Genomic DNA, 19,655 nt, shown 5'->3' with positions numbered 1-19,655 from the left:
AGATGGGTGAGACTGATGAGCTCCAGCCGCGCGGGTGGCGGGGGAGATGGTTCGCGGTGTCTGCCCCAGAGATCGGGCAGGTGCGAACTCAGTCAGTCAGGAGTCGAACCGAGGTCGAACGTCGGTGAAGCGGGAAGCGTGTCGTCGGATGCGAGAGCGCGCACGGTGAGAGCGGCCTGCGCGAAGAGCGAGCCGGAAATGGATTCGAGTGCCGCGGGCACGCCGGAACCGGCTCCGCCGCCCGTTCCCTGGCCGCCACTTCCAGACGGAGTGGGCAAGACCACAGGAGAACCCTCCGACGGCCCGTTAGGAGCAGGAGAACCCGGGGGCGAAGGCGTTGAAGAGCTGACGGAACCGGCCTGCCCCGGGGTGGGGAGACCAATGGTGCGATCGGATGCGGCGGGGCCGCGGAAGTGTGGAGCGATTGTGCCGTCGACAGGCACCGAACTGATGTCGTTCGCGCCAGCGCCCACGACGGTGGAGTCGGGAACGACAGTAGAGCCGGGAAGATCGAGGCCGGGAACGGAAGGGTCGATGCCCGGGCCGATTGGCTCGGATGCTCCGGGGAGCGTCGGTGCGGCTGTCACGACAGTGCTTGTGACGCTCTCCACAGCGTTGTCGACAACGGTCGTGACAGGAGACGTGACGCCCGCTGCGGATCCCAGAACATCGCCGATCACCGGAACCGCTGCAACGACGGGGTCGACGAGGTCGGTGACAGGCTGAACGATCTCCGACACCGGAGCTTCGGGCACCGCCTCGACGACGGGCACCACGATGTCTTCTACGACCGGCTGAACCACGGGTTGAGCGACCTCGGCGACCGGTTCCGGAACAATCGAGGTGACGGTCTCGACAACCGGTACGACGGGCTGAACGGCCGAGTCGACGATCTGGCTCATGGGCTGAGTCACCCCGGAGACGACGTCTCCAACGCCGTCGAGGAGGCCCCCATCAGCGTGGGCGGGAGCGGCTGACAACAAGATGCCGCCGACGACGAAGCCCGCGCCGACGAGCCCGCCGAGCAGAAGAAGCCGCAGTCGATTGACGGGTCGGTGCTCTTCGATGGCATCCACATCAATCACCCCCAACGGCTGAGTGCCCCCAATGTAGGCACGTCGTAGGCGCCCGGTAAAGGGGGTCAAATATTTCGGGTGGGGAAGATTTCACGACGAATCGGTGCGTTCACGTCGCCCGTGTGGCACCGGATCGAGGTTGGGTGAGCGCTTCGATCCGCATGTTTTGGCGCACGTGCAAGATGTCGGCTACATAAGTCGGCTCACGAGTTAATGTCACCGGAATGTGTGCTCAACGCCCTCGTCGCGCGGTCGGGGTAGCGCCGCTCCGGATGCTCGCGCCCGGGTCTGCACACCAGTCGAGCAGCGACGGCCACTCGCCATATCCGGAGTCGATCGTGAAGTGACCTTGACCCGGCAGGATCGTCGTCGGAATGCCGAGGGGCACACCGAACTCCGCCAGGGCGCCGTCTGGGTTGAACGGGTCGTCGTCGCTGGCGACAAGAGTGATGCGCCCGATGTCGAGCGGAGAGATTGCGAGAGGCAGGGAGCCGAACGCCGCGATCTCGTCGAAGCCCTCGACCACTTGAACGGACGGCGGCGCCACGAGGAGGACGCGTGACACGGCGAGTGCCGAGTCCGGTCTCGCGCCCAGCCACAGCAGAGTCGACAGGCTGTGGGCGATGACGATCACGTCGTCGACGCGCCCGCTGTCGTGGAGCCGGCCCAGGGCATCCCGAACCGAGGCCGACCACTCGTCGACGTGCGGCGCGTGCGGCGATGGCAGCTGTGGGTACTCGACAAGGCAGCCCCGCTCGCGCAGAGCGAGAGCCGTGCGGTGCTGCCAATGCTCGGGCGGTCGCTCGTTCTGCCATCCGTGCAGAATAAGAAAGGCGGTGCGTGACTCGGTCATGCTGCCGATTCTTGCGGCGTGGATCGCCGGTGTACAGCGAGACTGACGAGTGTTACTGCCGGTTTTCTATCGATTGCCGCCAGCTGGTGCCGATAGCCTCGGATCATGCCCTCCGCCATGCCCTTCTCCCGTCCCATCCGCGCCGGAATCATCGGCTTCGGCCTCTCCGGGCGGGTGTTTCATGCGCCGTTCCTCGCCACGAATCCCGACTTCGAGGTGTCGGTTATCGTCACGTCGAATGCCGAGCGTGCAGCCGAGGCCGCGCACCTGCATCCGGCCGCCGTCATCGTCGACACCGTCGACGAGCTGTTCGAGCGCGCGACGCGAGGGCAGCTCGATCTCGTGGTGATCGGTTCGCCGTCGGGCACCCATGCCGCTCTGGCCGACAGAGCATTGGATGCCGGGGTCGCCGTTGTGGTCGACAAGCCGTTCGCCGTCACCAGCGCCGAGGGCCTGGCTCTCATCGAGAAGGCAGAGCGGCTCGGCCTGCCGTTCACCGTCTTTCAGAACCGCCGGTGGGATGGCGACTTCCTGACTCTGGCCTCGCTGCTCGACGCCGGCCAGCTCGGCGAGGTTCGACGCTTCGAGTCGCGCTTCGAGTGGTGGAAGCCTGTGCAGGCGAAGTCGTGGAAGGCGGAGGCCACAGCGTCGGAGGGCGGCGGAATCCTCTACGACCTCGGCGTGCACCTTCTCGATCAGGCGCTGCAGCTCTTCGGAGATGTCGAGGAGATTCACGCCGAAGTGATCACCCGGCGCGAGGGCGGCGTCGCCGACGACGACACCACCGTTCTCCTCAGGCATTCATCCGGCGTGCACACCCAGCTCTGGATGAACGGCATGGCTGCGCAGGTGGGTCCCCGATTCCACGTGCTGGGTTCGACCTCTGCCTACACGAGCTGGGGGCTTGATCCGCAGGAGACTCAACTGCGCGACGGTGCACTGCCCACCGACGACGGGTTCGGTGTCTACGGCGAAGAGCGTTGGGGGCTGCTCGGCGTCGACGGCGACGTGCTCGCCCTGCCCACCCAGGCGGGAAAGTACGCCACTTTCTACGAGCTGCTCGCCGAATCGCTGCTGCATGGCGGGCCGATGCCCGTCGACCCCCGCGAGTCGCTGCGGTCGCTCGAGATCATCGAGCAGATCCACACCGCCGCCGGCTCGTACGAGATCACGGGCGCATAGCGGGCGGCGTCGCTGGTTGCCTACTGGCCGCGGCCGGTGGCCTTTTCTTCAGGGTCTTCGGGTTCATTAATGGGGGACGAATCGTTCTGTGTGATCGACGGCGTTGCCGGTTCGACGGACGCGTCGTTGTTCTGGATGTCTGACATATCCCCCACGCTACGGGTGGCGGCCGACACGTTGACGGGGGTGGCGCATCCGGTCTCGGAGGGGTATCGGTGGCGCGCTGCCGCTCGGTGAAGGCGGCCGGCTGAATGCTCGCTGTGAACACCCCACTTTGAGGGTCAGGAAAACTATGTAGTGTTGTGCCCTATGTCTCATGAAACCGTCGATATCGCGCGTGCCGCCCTGCGACGCAGCCCGCGTCAGGATCGCAGTGCCCAGCGAATCGAATCGATCCTCGACGCCACCGCCGCCCTGATAGACGAGGTGGGGTACGGCAATGTTTCGCCGACGCTCATCGCCAAGCGGGTAGGCATGTCCGGCCCGGGAATCTATCGCTACTTCGACGGAATGACCGCGATCGCGGCCGCGCTCGCCACGCGCAACCTCACGCGCCTGATGCAGGCATCGCACGATGCTCTCGAGAGCAGAGACGCCGAGTGGCAAGAGCTGCTCGGTCGAGTCATTCTGGCATATTGCGAGCTGTACAAGACCGAGCCGGGGTTCCGCTGGCTGCGGCTGGGCGATGCCATCGACCGCAACCTCATCGACAACACCGACAGCAATCGCACGGTGCTCGCCCATCAACTCGGAGAACTGTTCTTCGAGCGATTCGAGGTATCGCGCAAGCGGCCTGATCTGCTGAAGCATGTCGAGGTGGTGATCGAGATCGTCGACACTCTTACGGCAAAGGCCTTCGAGACCGATCCAAGGGGCGATCAGTTCTTCATCGACGAGTGCACGCGTCTGGCCATCGGGTACCTAGAGGATTTTCTCGAGCGCACCCAGAGTTACGTCACCAACTGAGCGGCGTCTGGCTGCTCCCTCAGGTCAAGCGGGCAACAGGGTGAGCAGTCGATTCTGCTGTACTGCCTCGACTGAGAGCACCTTGTAGCCTTCGTCGTCGAAGAACACGGTGATGCGGTCGTCTTCGACGCGCATCACGACGCCTGCGCCCCACTTCGTGTGCTTCACGCGGGCGTCGATGGCGAAGGTTGCCGGCGCATCGTCGCGGTGCTCGCGGGTGAACTCCTCATAGGCGATTCCATCGCTGCAGGTGTCGCAGTTGCCGCAGGGGCTCGGCAGGTCTTCGCCGAAGTAGCCCAGCAGAAAGATGCGGCGGCATTCGAGAGTCTCCGCGTAGCCGCGAACCATCTGCACCCGAGACTTCTCGACGCGGTGCTGTGCCTCGGCCTGCTGCACCGCGATGCGCGCTGCTGTGGCGGGGGAGCGGCGACCGACGGCGCTGAGTCCGGCTGTGGTCGAGGTGAGCAGCTCGGCCTCCTCGAGCAGATTGACCAGACCGCGGCACGTGCGTGCAGACAGGTCGAGTCGGTTCGCCAGGTCGGCGAGCGAGATCGACGGTGACTTCTTGACTGCTGCATAGAGGCGAGCGATCGATTCCTTCGACGGCACCCCTGATGCGAAGAACGTGCGCAGGCCGAGGTCTTCAGCCCGGTAGTGCAGCGTGGCCAGCGAGCCCATCCCATCCCGGCCCGCTCGTCCAACCTCTTGGTAGTAGCTGTCTATGGAGTCGGTGACCGCCTCGTGCACCACGAAACGCACATCGGGTTTGTCGATGCCCATGCCGAAGGCACTCGTCGCGACCACGACATCGAGCGTGCCGTCGGTGAAGCGGTTGTGCACGTCCTCCCGATGCGCGTCGGGCAGCCCCGCGTGATACGCATCGGCCCGGATGCCTTGGGCCTGCAACGCGTCGGCGTATCGTTCTGCGTCGGCGCGGGTCGCGACGTACACGAGGCCGGGACCTGTCGCATCCATGACCTGCCGCATGACGGCGCGACGTTTGCCGTCTTCGCTCTCGTGACGTTCGACCTCGAGCCTGATGTTGGGCCGGTCGAAGCCCCGGGCGAGAACGAGAGGGTCGCGCAGCCCGAGGCGCTCGACGATGTCTGTGCGCACGGGGCCCGATCCGGTGGCGGTCAGAGCGACGACCGGCGGATGCCCGAGCTGCTCGATGATCTCGCCGAGCGCCAGGTAGTCGGGGCGGAAATCGTGCCCCCACGACGACACGCAGTGCGCCTCATCGACGGTGAACAGGCTGACACCGAGCGCCGCGAGGCGGGAGACCACGGACGGTTTGGCGAGTTGCTCGGGCGAGAGAAAGACGAAGCACTGCTCGCCGCCCCCGACCTCCATCCATGCCGATTCGGTCTCCCGGTCGGAGAGTGACGAATTGATGGCGACCGCGGTGCGCCCGTGCACCTCACGAAGCGAGCGCACCTGATCGTCTTGCAGAGCGATGAGTGGCGAGACCACGACCGTGACTCCGCCGAGCAACGTGCCGGCGAGCTGGTAGACGGCCGATTTTCCGTAGCCCGTGGGCATCACCGCGAGCACGTCCCGACCGAATATCGGAGCCCGCACCGCCTCGATCTGGCCTTCACGCAGACGGGCCCAGCCGAAGGCATCCCGGGCTACGGTGGCGATCTCGGTATCGGTCGTCACGGCGATGATCTGGTCAGTCGCCGGTTCGTGGCGGAGCGGTCGAGCCGCGCACGATGAGTTGGGAATCGAGGGTGGCAACGGCCGGAGTGTCTTCGCCTGCCATCGTCTTGAGCAAGACCTCTACTCCGAGCGATCCGCAACGGTCGATGGCGAGTCTGACGGTGGTGAGGCCCGGCTGGCGGACCGACGCCAGCTCGATGTCGTCCATGCCGATGATGCTGATGTCGTCGGGGCAGTGCTTGTCGAGCTGGGCCATGCCCGAATCGATGCCCAGGGCTACGAGGTCGTTGTACGCGATGACCGCCGTCGCGCCGCTTGCGACGACGGTGGCTGCGGCCGCCAGGCCGCCCTGGATCGACGCGCTCTGGTGGTTGAGGGGAGTGAACCTCACGTCCATCGCAGTGCAGGCGGCGGCGATGGCGTCGTGGCGTCGGGAATCCGCCCAGGAAAGTCGGGGCCCAGATGCGTAGGCGATGTGGCGGTGACCGAGAGCTACGAGGTGTTCGACTGCCTGCCGTGGCCCGTTCGATGTGTCGACGACCACGCCGGGCAATCCATCGATGATGCGGTTGACGACAACCGTCGGGGTGGTGCCCACAAGCCGGCGTATTTCGTCGTCTGGCAGCCGTGGCGAGCACAGGAGAATGCCGTTGAGTTTTCGCGCCAAGACGATCTGCTCGCGTTCGCGGTGGAGATCTTCGTCTGTATCGAACAGCACCGGTCGATGGCGTCCCTCCCAAGCCTGGGCATGGATGCCCTTCAGGAGCTTCGCGTACACCGGACTCGACACATCCGGCACGATCACGCCGAAGGTCTTCTCTCCTGACCCGACGCTGCTGGCCGTGTAGCCCAGTTCTGCGGCAGCCCGCAGCACTCGTTCGCGTGTCGCGGCTGCGAGGCGATCAGGCTCTCCGAAAGCGCGCGATGCGGTCGCGAGGGATACTCCCGCTAGACGTGCGACGTCTGTCAGGGTGGCTGTCACGTTTCTTCCTTTGTCGACTGGGTGCTCAGTCAATCATGATGCATGACATTCGAATGAAAAAACTTGACAAGGTTGTACAACACCTTCATGATTGTGTCCATGTCGATCGATGCGGATCTCGGTTCCACGGCGCTCCACCCCCGGGGAGTGTTCCATGAGTAGCGCGCTGCCCAGACTGGGCGCCGCGAACACGCAGCGCATCGCATCTCCCCGGTCCGCCGGTGTGCTCCACCTCGGCCTCGGCAGTTTTCACCGAGCGCATCAGGCGGTCTACACGGCGGCAGCGCTGCGCACCGGCGACGACGACTGGGGCATTGTCGGCGTCGCCTCTCGATCGCGATCCGTCGTCGACGCCATGCGCGCCCAGGATCTCCTCTATACGGTCGCCGAAATCTCCCCGAGGGGCACGGCTCTGAGGGTCCCCGGTGCTCACACCGACGTCTTCGTCGCTGCCGAAGAACCGGCACGGGTTGCCGAGTCACTCGCCGATCCCGCCATCCGGGTCGTGACTCTCACCGTCACCGAGAACGGCTACAGCTATTCGCCGGTGACGGGCCATCTCGATCTGGCAGATGCCGGGATCGTCGCGGATCTCAGCGGCAGTCACCCGCAGACTCCCATCGGCCAGCTTGCGCGGGGCGTGCAGCTGCGCGCCGGCCGTTCCGGCGCACCGCTGACGATTTTGAGTTGCGACAATCTGAGCGAGAACGGCGCGCACACGGAGCGACTCGTGCGCGAGTTCCTCAGTGCCCTGCCCGGCACCGAAGGCGACGAGGCCCTCGCCTACCTCGATCAGGCGGTGGCCTTTCCTTCGAGCATGGTCGATCGCATCGTTCCGGCCACGACGGCCCAGCTTCGCGAAGCGACGGCGGCTCAGCAGGGCCTCTGGGACGAGGTTCCGGTTCCGGCCGAGCCCTTCTCCATGTGGGCGATCGAGGATCGTTTCGCCGCAGGGCGACCTTCCTGGGAAGCAGGCGGGGCAGTCTTCACCGATGAGGTCGGCCGCTACGAGCAGATGAAAGTTCGCCTCCTCAACGGCACGCATTCTCTGATCGCCTATCTCGGCGCTCTGCGCGGAGCCTCATTGATCGCCGAGTCGATCGAGATGCCGAACATCGAGGAGTCGGCCCGGCTGATCCTTCGTCGAGAGTTCGAGCCCTTCGTCGAGGCCCCAACGGGCATAGACCTTCGGCAGTACGAGAGCCAGCTCTTCGATCGCTGGGCGAACAGCGCCCTCGGCCATCGCACCGCCCAGGTGGGTACCGATGGCTCGGTCAAGCTGGGCCAGCGAATCCCTGGCCCCGCCCTTCTGAGCCTCGATCGCGGAGAAGTGCCGCATATGATCGCCCTCACCGTGGCGGCCTATCTGTCATGCATCGCTCCCATATCAGGCTTCGATCCCGGACCCCACGCGCGCGCCATGATCGATCCGGCCCGCGAGAAACTCGCCGGCATCGCGGCTTCGGCCAGGAATGGCGTCGAGATTGCCAGCCGGGTGATCTCCGACCTGAAGCTGTTCGGGCAGGAACTGGCGGAGAAGCCCGTCTTCGTTGCACGGGTCGGCGAACTCATCGACACCATCGTGCGACACGGCGTCGACGCCGCCATCGGCGACTGCACTGCCGCAACCCAGAAGAGTTCGACCATCACGAGAGAGGCCCATCGATGAAGAAGCTGGCCATCCACGCTGCCGAAGACATTCGCTGGGAGGACGTCGACAAGCCTGAACCCGCACAGGGCCAGGTTCGCCTGCGGGTCAAGTACGTGGGAATCTGCGGGTCCGACCTCCACTACTACTTTCACGGCGCCAATGGCGAGTACACGATTCGTGAGCCTCTGACGCCGGGACACGAGCTGTCGGCCGTCGTCGACGTCGACCCGTCCGGGCGGCTTGCGCAGGGAACGCCGGTGGTTGTGCACCCGGCCCGGTACGGAGCCGAGGTCGCCGGCCTCGAGAGCCGACCCCACCTCCGCCCCGGCGGCGACTACCTGGGCAGTGCCGCGGCGACGCCGCATCGTCAGGGCGGTGCGGCCGAGTACCTCATCGTCGATGAAGGCATGGTGCGGGTGCTGCCGGATGGGCTTCCGCTCCAACGCGCCGCCTTGGCCGAGCCACTCGCGGTCGCCCTGCACGCCGTGAGCCTCGCCGACGGAGTCGCGGGCGGTCGCGTACTCGTCATCGGGGCGGGTCCGATCGGTCTGCTCGTGCTCGCCGCCGCTGTGCGCGCCGGGGCACAGACGGTCAGCGCGAGCGACGTGAGGAACGAAGCACTGCAGCGTGCGAGCTCCTTGGGCGCCGATGAGCTGCTGCTCGTCGGTCGCGACTCCATCGCAGACGAGACCTACGATGTCGTCTTCGAATGCTCGGGGGCGCCGGTGGCACTGACGCAGGCGGTTCGTGCGACGCGTCGGGCGGGCACGATCGTGCAGGTCGGCATGCTTCCGAACGCCGAGATCGCCGTCAATCTGGCGCCCATGCTGGCGAAGGAACTCACGCTGCGAGGCGCATTCCGATTCTCGAGCGAGATCGACGACGCTGTCGCGCTTCTCGCCGAGAGCGATCGTCTCGACGCCGTCGTCACCCACGTCGTATCCGCTCAGAACTCGGTCGAGGCATTCGCCCTCGCCCGCGACTCGTCGCTGTCGTCGAAGGTGCTCCTCGAGTTCTGAGAAGTCCTCTTCTCTCCCTGCCTAACACTCGTCATCCTCACGTTTCTCACTCTGGTCCGAAGGAGTACCACCCATGTCTCACACACCCGCCACGGCCACTGCGGCCGACCCCACCTCGAAGAGATCGGTAGGCGATCTCGTCAGAGCCGCCATCTCGGGCTGGCTCGGCACCGCGCTCGAGTTCATGGACTACCAGCTGTATTCGCTGGCGGCCGCACTCGTGTTCGCCGATCTCTTCTTCTCGAACGAGAACCCCGCCATCGCTGTGGTCGCGGCCATGGCCACCTATGGCGTCGGCTACGTCGCTCGCCCGGTGGGTGCATTCTTCTTCGCCCGCTTGGGAGATAAGACGGGCCGCACAAAGGTTCTCTTCTACACGATCCTTCTTATGGGGTTGTCGACCACTCTCATCGGCGTGCTGCCCACGTACGGCCAGGTAGGCATCCTCGCGCCGATCCTGCTCGTCGTGCTGCGCATTCTGCAGGGCTTCGGAGCGGGTGCGGAGATCTCTGGCGCCGGCGTGATGCTCGCCGAATACGCTCCCGCCAAGCGGCGCGGCATCATCGCTTCGCTCGTTGCGCTGGGAACCAACTGCGGCACGCTGTTGGCATCCGGCATCTGGGCGATTCTGCTCGTGGCCTACAGCGAGCAGGAGGTCATCGAATGGGCGTGGCGCATCCCGTTCCTCGGCAGTGCCGTGATCATGCTCTTCGCCATCTGGGTGCGGTTCAACCTCAAGGAGAGCCCGGTCTTCGAAGAGCGCGACGATGTCGTCGACGGCAAGGCGCTGTCGAAGAAGGAGACGATCGAGCTCGCGACCGAGACCGGCAACATGCGAGCGCTGGAGGCCATGGAGCGCAAGCCGATCAAGGCATTCGCCATTGCTCTGATGCTTCGCTTCGGCCAGGCCGGCAACTCCGGGCTCATCCAGACCTACCTGATCAGCTACATCACGGTTGTCCTGCTGCTGGATCGCTCCATCGGCGTCAACGCCGTCATCGTGTCGTCGCTGGTCGCCTTCATCACGGTGCCGCTGTCGGGCTGGCTGGGAGACCGCTTCGGCCGCAAGCGTATGTACACCGTGTGGGCGGTCATCGCCCTGATCGTCATCGTGCCCACGATCCTCATGATCAGCAGCAAGGAGACGTGGCAGGTCTTCGTCGGCTATGTCGTGCTGCACAACCTCGCCGTGATGACCTTCGCCTCGCTCGAGAACCTCACTCTTCCTGAACTGTTCGGGTCGAGGAACCGCTACACCTACACGGCCATGGCGCGAGAGATCGCCGCGATCATTGCGACGGGTGCCGGCCCTGTCATCGCTGCGGCGTGGGTATCGGCAGTCACAGGATCGTTCATTCCGATCATCATCATGCTCGGCATCTTCACGCTGTGCGCCCTTTTCGCATCTCTCTGGATGCCCGAGGTCGCCGGCCGCGACCTGACCGATCCGCGCGACGCGATCTGACCCACCCGACCTCGCCCCGCGCATCCACGAAAGGACCGAGCAGATGAGCATCGAACGAGCTGATGTGCTGATTACCAGCCCAGGCAGAAATTTCGTGACCCTGAAGATCACGACGAGCGACGGCATCGTCGGCTGGGGGGATGCGACGCTCAACGGTCGCGAACTCGCCGTCGCGTCGTACCTCGGCGATCACGTCGCATCCACCCTGATCGGGCGCGACGAGGAACGCATCGAAGACACCTGGCAGTACCTTTATCGCGGGCCGTACTGGCGTCGCGGGCCGGTGACGATGGCTGCCATCGCAGCGGTCGACATGGCGCTGTGGGACATCAAGGCGAAGAGAGCCGGCGTGCCGCTGTACCAGCTGCTCGGCGGCGCAAGCCGAAGCCGGATCCGCGCTTACGCGCACGCATCCGGCACTGACTACTCGGCGCTCGCCAACGCGATCACCGGCTACAAGGAACTGGGCTTCACGGCCGTGCGCGTGCAGACCGGGGTGCCCGGGCTCGGCCAGGTCTACGGAGTCTCGGCGGCGGGCCCTGGTGTGCGCTACGACTATGAGCCCGCGAAGCGCGCCGCCGACGGGTCCGCGGCGACGGCCCCGTCTGAAGAGATGTGGGACACACACGCGTACCTTGCGCACATGCCGTCTGTCTTCGGCAAGATCAGGGAGGACTTCGGCTCGGAGCTGCGGATTCTGCACGACGGCCATCACCGCATGTCGCCCATCGAGGCGGCGAGATTCGCCAAGGACATCGAGCCGTACAAGCTCTTCTGGCTCGAGGACTGCACTCCCGGCGAGGACCAGACGGCACTGCGGCTTGTGCGTCAGCACTCGACGACCCCGCTGGCGATCGGCGAGGTCTTCAACACCGTCTACGACTATCAGACGCTGATCACCGAGCGTCTGATCGACTACGTGCGCTCGGCGGTGACCCACACCGGCGGAATCACGGCCATGAAGAAGCTGCTCGACTTCGCGGCGATCTACGGGATCAAGTCCGGAATCCACGGCCCGACCGATATCTCGCCCATCGGCATGGCGGCGGCCCTGCACCTGGACCTCGCCATCAACAACTTCGGCATCCAGGAGTACATGCCGCACAACGCTCAGACCCTCGAGGTGTTCCGCACCTCCTTCACCTTCGATGACGGATTCCTGCACCCGGGCGAGCAGCCCGGACTGGGCGTCGAGCTCGACGAGGAGGCCGCAGCGGCATTCGACTACACGAAGGCGTACCTGCCCGTGAATCGTCTGACGGATGGAACCGTTCATGACTGGTGAGAGCGGGCTGGGGGCGCTGGCCGACCACCACGTCGTGCCGCTGGCATCCATCGCCGATCCGGCGCACGTCGACATCATCGGCGAGGGGCTCACCGCCGGCGGCCTGCCGGTCGTCGAGGTGGCGCTCCGCGGCATCCATGGTCTAGGCGCCGTGCGACGCCTTGCCGAGCGCGGAGATCTGCTGGTCGGGGCTGGAACGGTGCTGTCGGTCGACCAGGCCCGCGACGCTCTCGACGCCGGCGCGGGCTTCATCGTGACTCCGGGACTCGACGCCGATGTCGTGCGTTTCGTGAGCGACGCCGGGGTGCCGATCGTGCCCGGCGTGCTCACGCCGACCGAGGTGCAGGCGGCCATGGGCATGGGCCTGAGCCATGTGAAGCTCTTTCCTGCCGGAAATTTCGGCGGGTTGAAACTGCTGTCGGCATATGCAGATGTCTATCGCGAGGTGCGCTTTATGCCCTCGGGAGGGATACGGCAGGACAATCTGGCTGAGCACCTGGCGCATCCGGCCGTCTTCGCCGCCAGCGGTAGTTGGATCACGGCGACAGCCTCTGACGGGGTCGACGCCGTTGCGGCCGCGGCGCGGGCGGCCGCCTCGGTGGAGCTCGTCTGATGAGCGAACTCCAGCAGCTTGACGTGCTCTGCATCGGCGAGTCGCTCGGGCTTCTCGTTCCGGAGAGCCCCGGCAAGCTCGCTCATGTGCGCGCGCTGCGGCTCGGTTTCGGCGGCGCCGAGAGCAACGTTGCGATCGGCGTGGCACGGCTCGGCGGCGCTGCTGGATGGGCAGGCCGCGTCGGGGCGGATGGCATCGGCGAGCTCATTCTCAGGGAGATTCGCGCCGAAGGCGTCGAGGTTCACGCGGCGATCGACGAGAACGCCGCTACCGCGATGATGCTCAAGGAGCGGCCGCGTGCCGGCGCATCCCGTGTCTCGTACTACCGGTCTGTGCAGGCCGGCAGCCGACTCGCGGCCGCCGACCTTGCCGAAGGTCTCGTCGAGCGCGCGCGCATCCTGCATGTCACGGGAATCTCAGCGGGTCTCGGCGAGGGCCCTCTCGGCGCCGTGCATGCCGCGATCGATCGGGCGCATGCTGCGGGGGTTCTCGTCTCGTTCGACGTGAACCACCGCAGCGCCCTCTGGCGCGATGGGCGCGACCCGGGCGCCGCGTATCGAGAGCTCGCGGCCCGCGCCGACATCGTCTTCGCGGGCGACGATGAGGCGGCGCTGTTCACGGGCGTCACCGATCCGGAAGCGCAACTCGACGCGATCCGCGCCATGGGCAGCACATGCGCGGTGATCAAGCTGGGGGATCGCGGCGCGATCGCATCCGAGCGCGACGAGCGGGTGCGCCGGGACGCTTTGCGCGTGGACGTCGTCGACACTGTGGGCGCTGGCGACGCGTTCGTCGCCGGGTGGCTTGCGGAGACCGCTCGGGGGTCGAGCATCGAGCATCGCATCGATACGGCGATCGCGTGCGGCGCGCTCGCCTGCACGGGCGACGGAGACTGGGAGGCGGCACCTACACGCTCCGATCTGCTGGCGTTTCACAGCCCCAGCGTCGACCCGGTGCAGCGCTAGCCGCAGGGTCGCGCGCTGAGGTGCGGGGTATGGCCGCTTCATCGCCGATCGTAGCGACCACTCTCCGCCCCTCAGTGCGCCCGCGGTTGCGTAGGCTGTTCCGGTGCCAGCGCTCCCCGGATCTACCGCCCCTCAGCTCGAAGTGACGACACTCCAGGCGCTCCGCTCGCCGAGGCTCCTGAGCCGTGAGGTGCTCGCCGGAATCGTCACGACGCTGGCGCTGATTCCCGAGGTCATCTCGTTCTCGGTGATCGCCGGTGTCGATCCCAAGGTGAGCCTCGTCGCATCCATCGTTCTGGCCATCACCATGTCGATCCTCGGCGGGCGACCAGCTATGGTCACCGCCGCGGCCGGTTCGGTCGCGCTCGTGGTCGCGCCCCTGGTCAAGGACCACGGCGTCGAGTACCTGCTGCCGGCGATCATCCTCGCCGGCATCGTGCAGATCGTGTTCGGCGCACTCGGCCTCGCCCGGCTGATGCGGTTCATCCCCCGTTCGGTGATGATCGGATTCGTCAACGCCCTCGGCATCCTGATCTTCGTTGCCCAGGTGCCGCACCTGCTCGGCGTGCCCTGGCTCGTGTACCCGCTGTTCGCGCTCACGGTCGCGATCATCCTGATCCTGCCGCGCTTCACGACGGCGGTGCCCGCGCCCCTGGTCGCCATCGTCGTGGTCACCGCGATCGTGATGATCGCGCACCTGAGTGTTCCGAACGTCGGCGATGAGGGCGACATCGGCGGCGCGCTGCCCGGGATCACGCCGTTCCTCGCCCCGCTGAACCTCGAGACGCTGCAGCTCATCTGGCCCACCGCGCTCAGCGTCGCGTTTGTCGGTCTGATGGAGACTCTCCTCACCGCGAAGCTCGTCGACGACATCACCGAGACCCGCTCACACAAGAGCCGCGAGTCCTGGGCGCTCGGCGTCGCCAACATTCTCGCCGGCTTCTACGGTGGCATCGCCGGATGCGCCATGATCGGCCAGACCGTGGTGAACGTCAAGATGGGTCGCGCTCGAACCCGCATTTCGACCTTCGTCGCCGGTCTCGTTCTTCTCGCCCTCGTGACCCTGCTCAGCGACCTCATGGCGCAGATCCCGATGGTGGCGCTCGCGGCGGTCATGATGATCGTGGCCATCACCACCGTCGACTGGCACAGCCTGCGCCCCGCGACACTGCGCCGGATGCCCGTGCCGGAGACGCTCGTGATGGTCATCACGGTCGTGGTCGTCGTCGCCACAGGCAACCTCGCGCTCGGCGTGCTCGTGGGCGTGGTGCTCGCGATGGTGCTGTTCGCGCGCAGGGTGGCCCACGTCATCCGGGTCGACCGGGTCGTCTCGGGCGACGGCGAGTCTGCGCGCTACGCCGTGCACGGGCCGCTCTTCTTCGGAAGCAGCAACGACCTGGTCGAGCGATTCTCGTATGCGACCGATCCGTCGACGGTCGTGGTCGACTTCGGCGCGGCCCAGATCTGGGATGCGTCGACCGTGGCAGCACTCGACTCTGTCGAGAACAAGTACCGCCAGCACGGTGTGACCGTCACCTTCGAGGGGCTGGATGGCCGCAGCCGCGCGCTCCACACGCGCCTGTCGGGCCGTCTCGGCTCGTAGACTCGCGGCATGCGAGCCATTACTCTTCCTCAATTCGGTGATCCGTCGGTGCTGACGGTCGCCGAGGTCATCGAGCCTCCCGTCGGACCATCGGATGTGCGCATCGACGTTGTGGGTGCCGGCGTCAACGGCGCCGACATCTCGCAGCGTCGGGGCAGCTACCCGCCGCCATCCGGTGCCCCGCTCTGGCCTGGCCTCGAGGTGTCGGGCATCGTCAGCGCTACGGGTGACGACGTCTCGGAGTGGCGCGTCGGCGACGAGGTCTGCGCGCTGCTTCCCGGCGGCGGTTACGCCGAGCGTGCAGTCGTCGATCAGGGTCTCGTTCTTCCCGTACCCGCAGGCGTCTCGCTGCTCGACGCCGCAGCGCTACCCGAGGTGGCCGCCACCGTCTGGTCGAATGTGTTCATGAGCGCCGAGCTGTCGTCGACCGAGGCCTTTCTGGTTCACGGGGGATCGAGCGGTATCGGGGCCATGGCCATCCAGATCGCCGCGGCACGGGGATCTCGAGTCTTCGCAACGGTGGGGTCGGCCGAGAAGGTCGCGTTCGCCGAGCAGCTCGGAGCGATCGGCATCAATTACCGAGAGCAGGACTTCGTGGAGGTCGTCAACCACGAGATGGGCGGAACGGGCGTCGACGTGATCCTCGACATGGTGGGCGGTGACTACATCGGCCGCGACATCCGGGCCCTGGCGGTCGGTGGTCGCGTCATGGTGATCGCGAATCAGAGTGGCGACACGAGCTCATTCAACGTGGGCTCGCTCATGATCAAGCGCGGGCGCGTCTGGGCGACGACCTTGCGGGCCAGGCCGCTGGCCGAGCGTGCCGCGATCATCGCATCGGTGCGCGAGTCGGTCTGGCCGCTCATCGAGCAGGGGCTGGTGAAGCCGACTGTCGACAGCGTGTTCACGCCCGACCAGGCTACCGACGCGCATCGTCGCATGGAGTCGAGCGCTCACATGGGAAAGATCCTGCTGCAATTCCGCTAGCAGGCCGCTCTTCGACAAGCTCGGGGAACGCCGCGGCTCGGTTGTTGCTCCGCCGGCGCATTGCGCAACTACGGCAGCACGAAAATCCCGTGACCAACCCGAGGGTGAGGACACGGGATTCGCGCTGTCGCGACGTGAATGCGGCGCTACTGACGTCGCGGCCCGTCACATCCGTTCAGCATACGGTTTGATACGTGGACCCCGCGTTGTAGGTTTCCCCATAGCTCGCCCCCGACGGGTAATAGAGGTGAACCTGGAAATTGATGCATGACGTGCCGGGGGCGTAGACCTGCATGCTGTAGCTCGATCCACTCCCGTAATCGATCTCGGTCGGCAACCACGAACCACCTGCGGTGCGGATGTCCTTCACGGTATTTCCGCCGGCCGGGTTACCGGAGACGCGGATCCAGTTCGTCTGGCATGAGTAGGAGTAGTAGATGTCGACAGTGGCGACCGTCTGCCCGTATTCATTCTCAACTGGTCGGGAGCCGATCCGGCTGGCATTGCTGTTGCACGGTGCGGCCCCGCCGTAGCCGACGGACGGGTCGCGGCCGTGATCGGCAGGGCTGGCGGACGCTGGCATAGCGGCGCCGAGCGTCATTGTCAGGGCGAGCAGCGTTGTGGTGAGGATGGTTGTCGCAGTCCATCGACCGCGCGAACGAGTGATCATCTTGGTCCCTTCGGTTTCCCGCCTAATAGCGGCTTCCCATAGTGTGAAGAACCGGCTAATTTGAGGGCGAATACCCGTCAAACTCGAGCAGGGGGAAACGCATGGCTCGGCCGCAGAAGGCACTGCCGGCACCGGTCACTGCGGCGCAGCACCTTGGTGTCGAAATCCGATACTGGCGGGAACGGCGACGGATGACGGCGACGGAACTGGCAACTGCGAGCGGATGCAGTCGGACGACGATCTACGGGGCAGAGACCGGCAGTGAGGTTCCAAGCGAGCAGCTGATATGCCGGATCGACGAGGTACTGCGCGCGGAGGGACTCATCGTGTCTCGGTACGAGGGAGTTCTGTCGGAGAAGCGGGCGGCAAAGATGTCTAGGTCCGTCCCGAGCATCGACGCGGCCCCGGATGCTTCGGATGACGACGAGTCCTGGTTCCTCGAGGAGACCATCCCGGACGGCACGCTGATGCCCCGAGGTCATCACTTCGTGAAGACATGGACCATCATCAACACGGGCAAATTCGGCTGGCACGGCAGATATCTGCAGCGAGTGGGAAGTCCGGCCGGCGTCGGCCTGATAACGACTCCTCAGCGGGTACCAGTTCCGACGACACTACCGGGGGAATCCGCCGTACTGGCGGTTCCCTGCGTCTCGCAATACGTGGAGGGGACCAGCCGAGCACACTTCAAGATGGCGGACGCGCACGGAAGACTGTTCTTCAAGGACAGATACGACGTCGGGCTTGTCGTGCAGGTGACGGTCGTGCTGGGTATGGAGCTGATGGACGAGGGGCGCAGACCCCCGACAGTGTCGCCGGGTTGAGTCCGTAACCCGTGTCGTTGCGCCTGACGACCAGCTCGCGGCGGGATCGATGGCTACTAGAGCTCGTCGGATCCCGACTCGTCGCCCCACGACGAGATGGGGGCCGGGATGCGCAGCTCACCGTCGCCGGCCCGGGCCACCACGTGGACATGGTTGAGTCGGCTGGCGGGAACCCCGTTGCGCGAGACGAACCAGGTGCCGAGCATCAGAGACGGGCCCGGCGCGGCGACGCACGTACCCATCACGGTGAACGCCCCGTAGGCGAGCTCGAAGTAGCGGGCCGCGATCACGTCGCCGTGATGCAGCGTCGGAACGACATCGGCCGGGTCACCGGAGGGGAGCGCCGCGACCTCCTCGTCGCTGAGCGAGGCGACGCCGTCGTCGGCCAGGGCCGCCTGCGGATCGATGATATCGAGAAGCTGAAGCGACTTGTCGGGCTTGAGGTTCGCATCCAGGGCCCGGCCCGCGAGCATAAACGCATTCGTGGTCTTTGATAAGTGCGCCCGTCCCTCGATCGACACGACGCCGTAACGGGGGGTGGAGAACACGGCCTTCACGAGAGCGCCGGATGTCAACTCGGCGATCGTTGCTGTGAGCCCTTTCACGTTGCGTTTGCTCGGGATTGTCAGCTCGGAGATCGACGGCACGGGGCTTCTCTCGTTCGGTGGGTGTCGACATCCATTGAAGCACCTGACCCGCTCAGGGTGCGTCGGTGCGCGCCTTGAGAAAAGCGAGCGTGCGATCGAGAGCGGTGTGCGCATCGTCATAGTCGAGGTGGAACTGGTATTCGTGGGGGAGCGCCGGCTCGTGATCGGCGGCCCAGAACAGCTCATCGACCTCGACCCCGGCGGCCTTCAACGCGTTCGACATCGGCACGGACTCGACCCATGTGAGGGCGTCGCCGTTGCCGCCCGAGATGTAGGTCGCTGGAAAATCTGGTGTGACGAAGCCCAGGCTCGACATCGTCGCGCCCGCAGAGGTGTCAGACCAGTCCTTGGTGCCTGTGTAAGCCCACAGCGAGATCTTGAACCCCCACGCCTCGATGCCGTTCAGCTCGGACATACGCTGCAGGTCGTAGACGCCGCAGTTCAGAATCGTGCCCACGAGCTGAGTCGATGACAGGGCCGGCTTGATTCCCATGACCGTCGCATAAGACGGATTGGTCGTGATTCCGGCGAGCTCACTCGCGAGCTGCGCGCCGGCCGAATCGCCGGCCAGCACGATCTGTTCGGGGTCGACGCCGAGTTCTGCGGCGTGCTCGTCGATGTAGGCCAGTGCATCGTTCAGCTGCAAGATCGCCGTCGGGTAGATGGACTCGGGTGCGATCGAGTAGTTGAGCCCGATCGTCGTGTACCCCTCGGCGGCGAGGATCTTCAGGTAGGGAGCGACGTTGCTCTTGTCGCCGGAGATCCACGCGCCGCCGTGAATCCAGACCACCGTCGGGAGCGGGCCTTTCGCGGATTCGGGCCGGAACGCATCCAATGTCGTTGCGGCGCCGGCCGTGCCGTCGGCATATTGCACGTCGAGCGTCTCGGCGATGCCGGATGCGGGAACGTACGGAAGCATCTCGGCCACCGTGTCGCGGCCGCCCTTCTCGAAGACGGCGCGGATGAGCATGCTGGATGCCCAGGGAGAGCTCGACGTGATGATCGAGATCACGAGCGCCACCGCGAGCACACCGCTGAGAACCGAGATGACTCGGCGTGCACGTCGAGAGAGTCGGCGAGGCGTGCCCCATGTGGGAAGGTCTCTGTCTGCGCCCGTTCGCTTGGTCATGATCCCCCGATCCGCGACCAGTCTCGCAGCACCGAGGCCGCGCGACAATACACTGTGTGTCGAACCCTGCTGGAGG

Annotated in this window: 19 protein-coding genes; 11 read left to right on the top strand and 8 right to left on the bottom strand. The window is 65.8% G+C overall.

All coding sequences use genetic code 11. The features are described from left to right. Positions 1–92 precede the first annotated feature (92 nt). Positions 93–1,076, bottom strand: a complete 984-nt coding sequence (locus TZ00_RS17480) for a hypothetical protein (protein WP_152631253.1) — start codon at positions 1,074–1,076, stop codon at positions 93–95. A gap of 232 nt (positions 1,077–1,308) precedes the next feature. After that, positions 1,309–1,929 (bottom strand): RBBP9/YdeN family alpha/beta hydrolase, encoded by a 621-nt coding sequence (locus TZ00_RS17475; RefSeq protein WP_044443692.1) that lies wholly within the window; start codon positions 1,927–1,929, stop codon positions 1,309–1,311. 105 nt (positions 1,930–2,034) lie between these two features. Here TZ00_RS17475 and TZ00_RS17470 point away from each other — a divergent pair, with 105 nt between their 5' ends. Beyond that, on the top strand, positions 2,035–3,111 hold the full coding sequence (locus tag TZ00_RS17470) for a Gfo/Idh/MocA family protein (RefSeq protein WP_238579747.1): 1,077 nt from the start codon (positions 2,035–2,037) through the stop codon (positions 3,109–3,111). Between the two features lie 20 nt (positions 3,112–3,131). Here the strand turns inward: TZ00_RS17470 and TZ00_RS20515 are convergent, their stop codons facing one another. After that, positions 3,132–3,257, bottom strand: coding sequence for a hypothetical protein (locus TZ00_RS20515; protein ID WP_274519284.1), 126 nt, complete (start codon positions 3,255–3,257; stop codon positions 3,132–3,134). Positions 3,258–3,420: 163 nt separating this feature from the next. On the opposite strand from TZ00_RS20515, the gene TZ00_RS17465 reads away from it, so the two are divergent. Beyond that, a complete protein-coding gene (locus TZ00_RS17465; protein ID WP_052521682.1) occupies positions 3,421–4,077 on the top strand; it encodes a TetR/AcrR family transcriptional regulator in 657 nt (218 codons plus the stop codon). A 24-nt stretch (positions 4,078–4,101) separates the two neighbouring features. On the opposite strand, the gene TZ00_RS17460 is transcribed toward TZ00_RS17465, so the two are convergent. Beyond that, positions 4,102–5,739 carry a RecQ family ATP-dependent DNA helicase gene (locus TZ00_RS17460; protein WP_044443691.1) on the bottom strand — a complete coding sequence of 546 codons (1,638 nt, stop codon included), beginning with the start codon at positions 5,737–5,739 and terminating at the stop codon, positions 4,102–4,104. A 13-nt stretch (positions 5,740–5,752) separates the two neighbouring features. Then, complete coding sequence (locus TZ00_RS17455; protein ID WP_044443689.1) at positions 5,753–6,721, bottom strand: LacI family DNA-binding transcriptional regulator; 969 nt, start codon at positions 6,719–6,721, stop codon at positions 5,753–5,755. Positions 6,722–6,875: 154 nt separating this feature from the next. Here TZ00_RS17455 and TZ00_RS17450 point away from each other — a divergent pair, with 154 nt between their 5' ends. The 8 genes from TZ00_RS17450 (at position 6,876) to TZ00_RS17415 (ending at position 16,309) form a co-directional block, all read left to right on the top strand. After that, positions 6,876–8,390, top strand: a complete 1,515-nt coding sequence (locus TZ00_RS17450; protein WP_044443687.1) for a mannitol dehydrogenase family protein — start codon at positions 6,876–6,878, stop codon at positions 8,388–8,390. Then, positions 8,387–9,391 carry an L-idonate 5-dehydrogenase gene (locus TZ00_RS17445; RefSeq protein WP_044443685.1) on the top strand — a complete coding sequence of 335 codons (1,005 nt, stop codon included), beginning with the start codon at positions 8,387–8,389 and terminating at the stop codon, positions 9,389–9,391. Before TZ00_RS17450 ends, TZ00_RS17445 begins: the two co-directional genes overlap by 4 nt. Before the next feature lie 73 nt (positions 9,392–9,464). Further along, on the top strand, positions 9,465–10,856 hold the full coding sequence (locus TZ00_RS17440) for an MFS transporter (RefSeq protein WP_044443683.1): 1,392 nt from the start codon (positions 9,465–9,467) through the stop codon (positions 10,854–10,856). Positions 10,857–10,899: 43 nt separating this feature from the next. Continuing rightward, positions 10,900–12,141 (top strand): D-mannonate dehydratase ManD, encoded by a 1,242-nt coding sequence (manD, locus tag TZ00_RS17435; protein ID WP_044443681.1) that lies wholly within the window; start codon positions 10,900–10,902, stop codon positions 12,139–12,141. After that, complete coding sequence (locus TZ00_RS17430) at positions 12,131–12,754, top strand: bifunctional 4-hydroxy-2-oxoglutarate aldolase/2-dehydro-3-deoxy-phosphogluconate aldolase (protein ID WP_044443764.1); 624 nt, start codon at positions 12,131–12,133, stop codon at positions 12,752–12,754. Before manD ends, TZ00_RS17430 begins: the two co-directional genes overlap by 11 nt. Next, positions 12,754–13,719, top strand: a complete 966-nt coding sequence (locus tag TZ00_RS17425) for a sugar kinase (RefSeq protein ID WP_044443679.1) — start codon at positions 12,754–12,756, stop codon at positions 13,717–13,719. Before TZ00_RS17430 ends, TZ00_RS17425 begins: the two co-directional genes overlap by 1 nt. A 103-nt stretch (positions 13,720–13,822) precedes the next feature. Next, a complete protein-coding gene (locus TZ00_RS17420; protein WP_044443678.1) occupies positions 13,823–15,322 on the top strand; it encodes a SulP family inorganic anion transporter in 1,500 nt (499 codons plus the stop codon). Positions 15,323–15,331: 9 nt separating this feature from the next. Continuing rightward, positions 15,332–16,309 (top strand): NAD(P)H-quinone oxidoreductase, encoded by a 978-nt coding sequence (locus TZ00_RS17415; protein ID WP_044443677.1) that lies wholly within the window; start codon positions 15,332–15,334, stop codon positions 16,307–16,309. A gap of 175 nt (positions 16,310–16,484) precedes the next feature. Here TZ00_RS17415 and TZ00_RS19115 read toward each other — a convergent pair whose 3' ends face one another. After that, on the bottom strand, positions 16,485–16,979 hold the full coding sequence (locus tag TZ00_RS19115) for a DUF2690 domain-containing protein (protein WP_052521681.1): 495 nt from the start codon (positions 16,977–16,979) through the stop codon (positions 16,485–16,487). A 101-nt stretch (positions 16,980–17,080) separates the two neighbouring features. Between TZ00_RS19115 and TZ00_RS19110 the strand changes: the two genes are divergently transcribed. After that, positions 17,081–17,803 (top strand): helix-turn-helix domain-containing protein, encoded by a 723-nt coding sequence (locus TZ00_RS19110; RefSeq protein WP_078715564.1) that lies wholly within the window; start codon positions 17,081–17,083, stop codon positions 17,801–17,803. A gap of 56 nt (positions 17,804–17,859) precedes the next feature. Here TZ00_RS19110 and TZ00_RS17400 read toward each other — a convergent pair whose 3' ends face one another. Both TZ00_RS17400 and TZ00_RS17395 read right to left on the bottom strand, forming a co-directional pair. Beyond that, positions 17,860–18,450, bottom strand: coding sequence for a hypothetical protein (locus TZ00_RS17400; RefSeq protein ID WP_044443676.1), 591 nt, complete (start codon positions 18,448–18,450; stop codon positions 17,860–17,862). A gap of 52 nt (positions 18,451–18,502) precedes the next feature. Further along, complete coding sequence (locus tag TZ00_RS17395) at positions 18,503–19,579, bottom strand: alpha/beta hydrolase (protein ID WP_044443761.1); 1,077 nt, start codon at positions 19,577–19,579, stop codon at positions 18,503–18,505. Positions 19,580–19,655: the final 76 nt, after the last annotated feature.

Source organism: Agreia bicolorata (assembly GCF_000938265.1).
GTDB lineage: Bacteria > Actinomycetota > Actinomycetes > Actinomycetales > Microbacteriaceae > Agreia > Agreia bicolorata.
The sequence above is the reverse complement of the archived record's forward strand: the minus strand, read 5'-3'. Positions and strand labels throughout refer to the sequence as shown.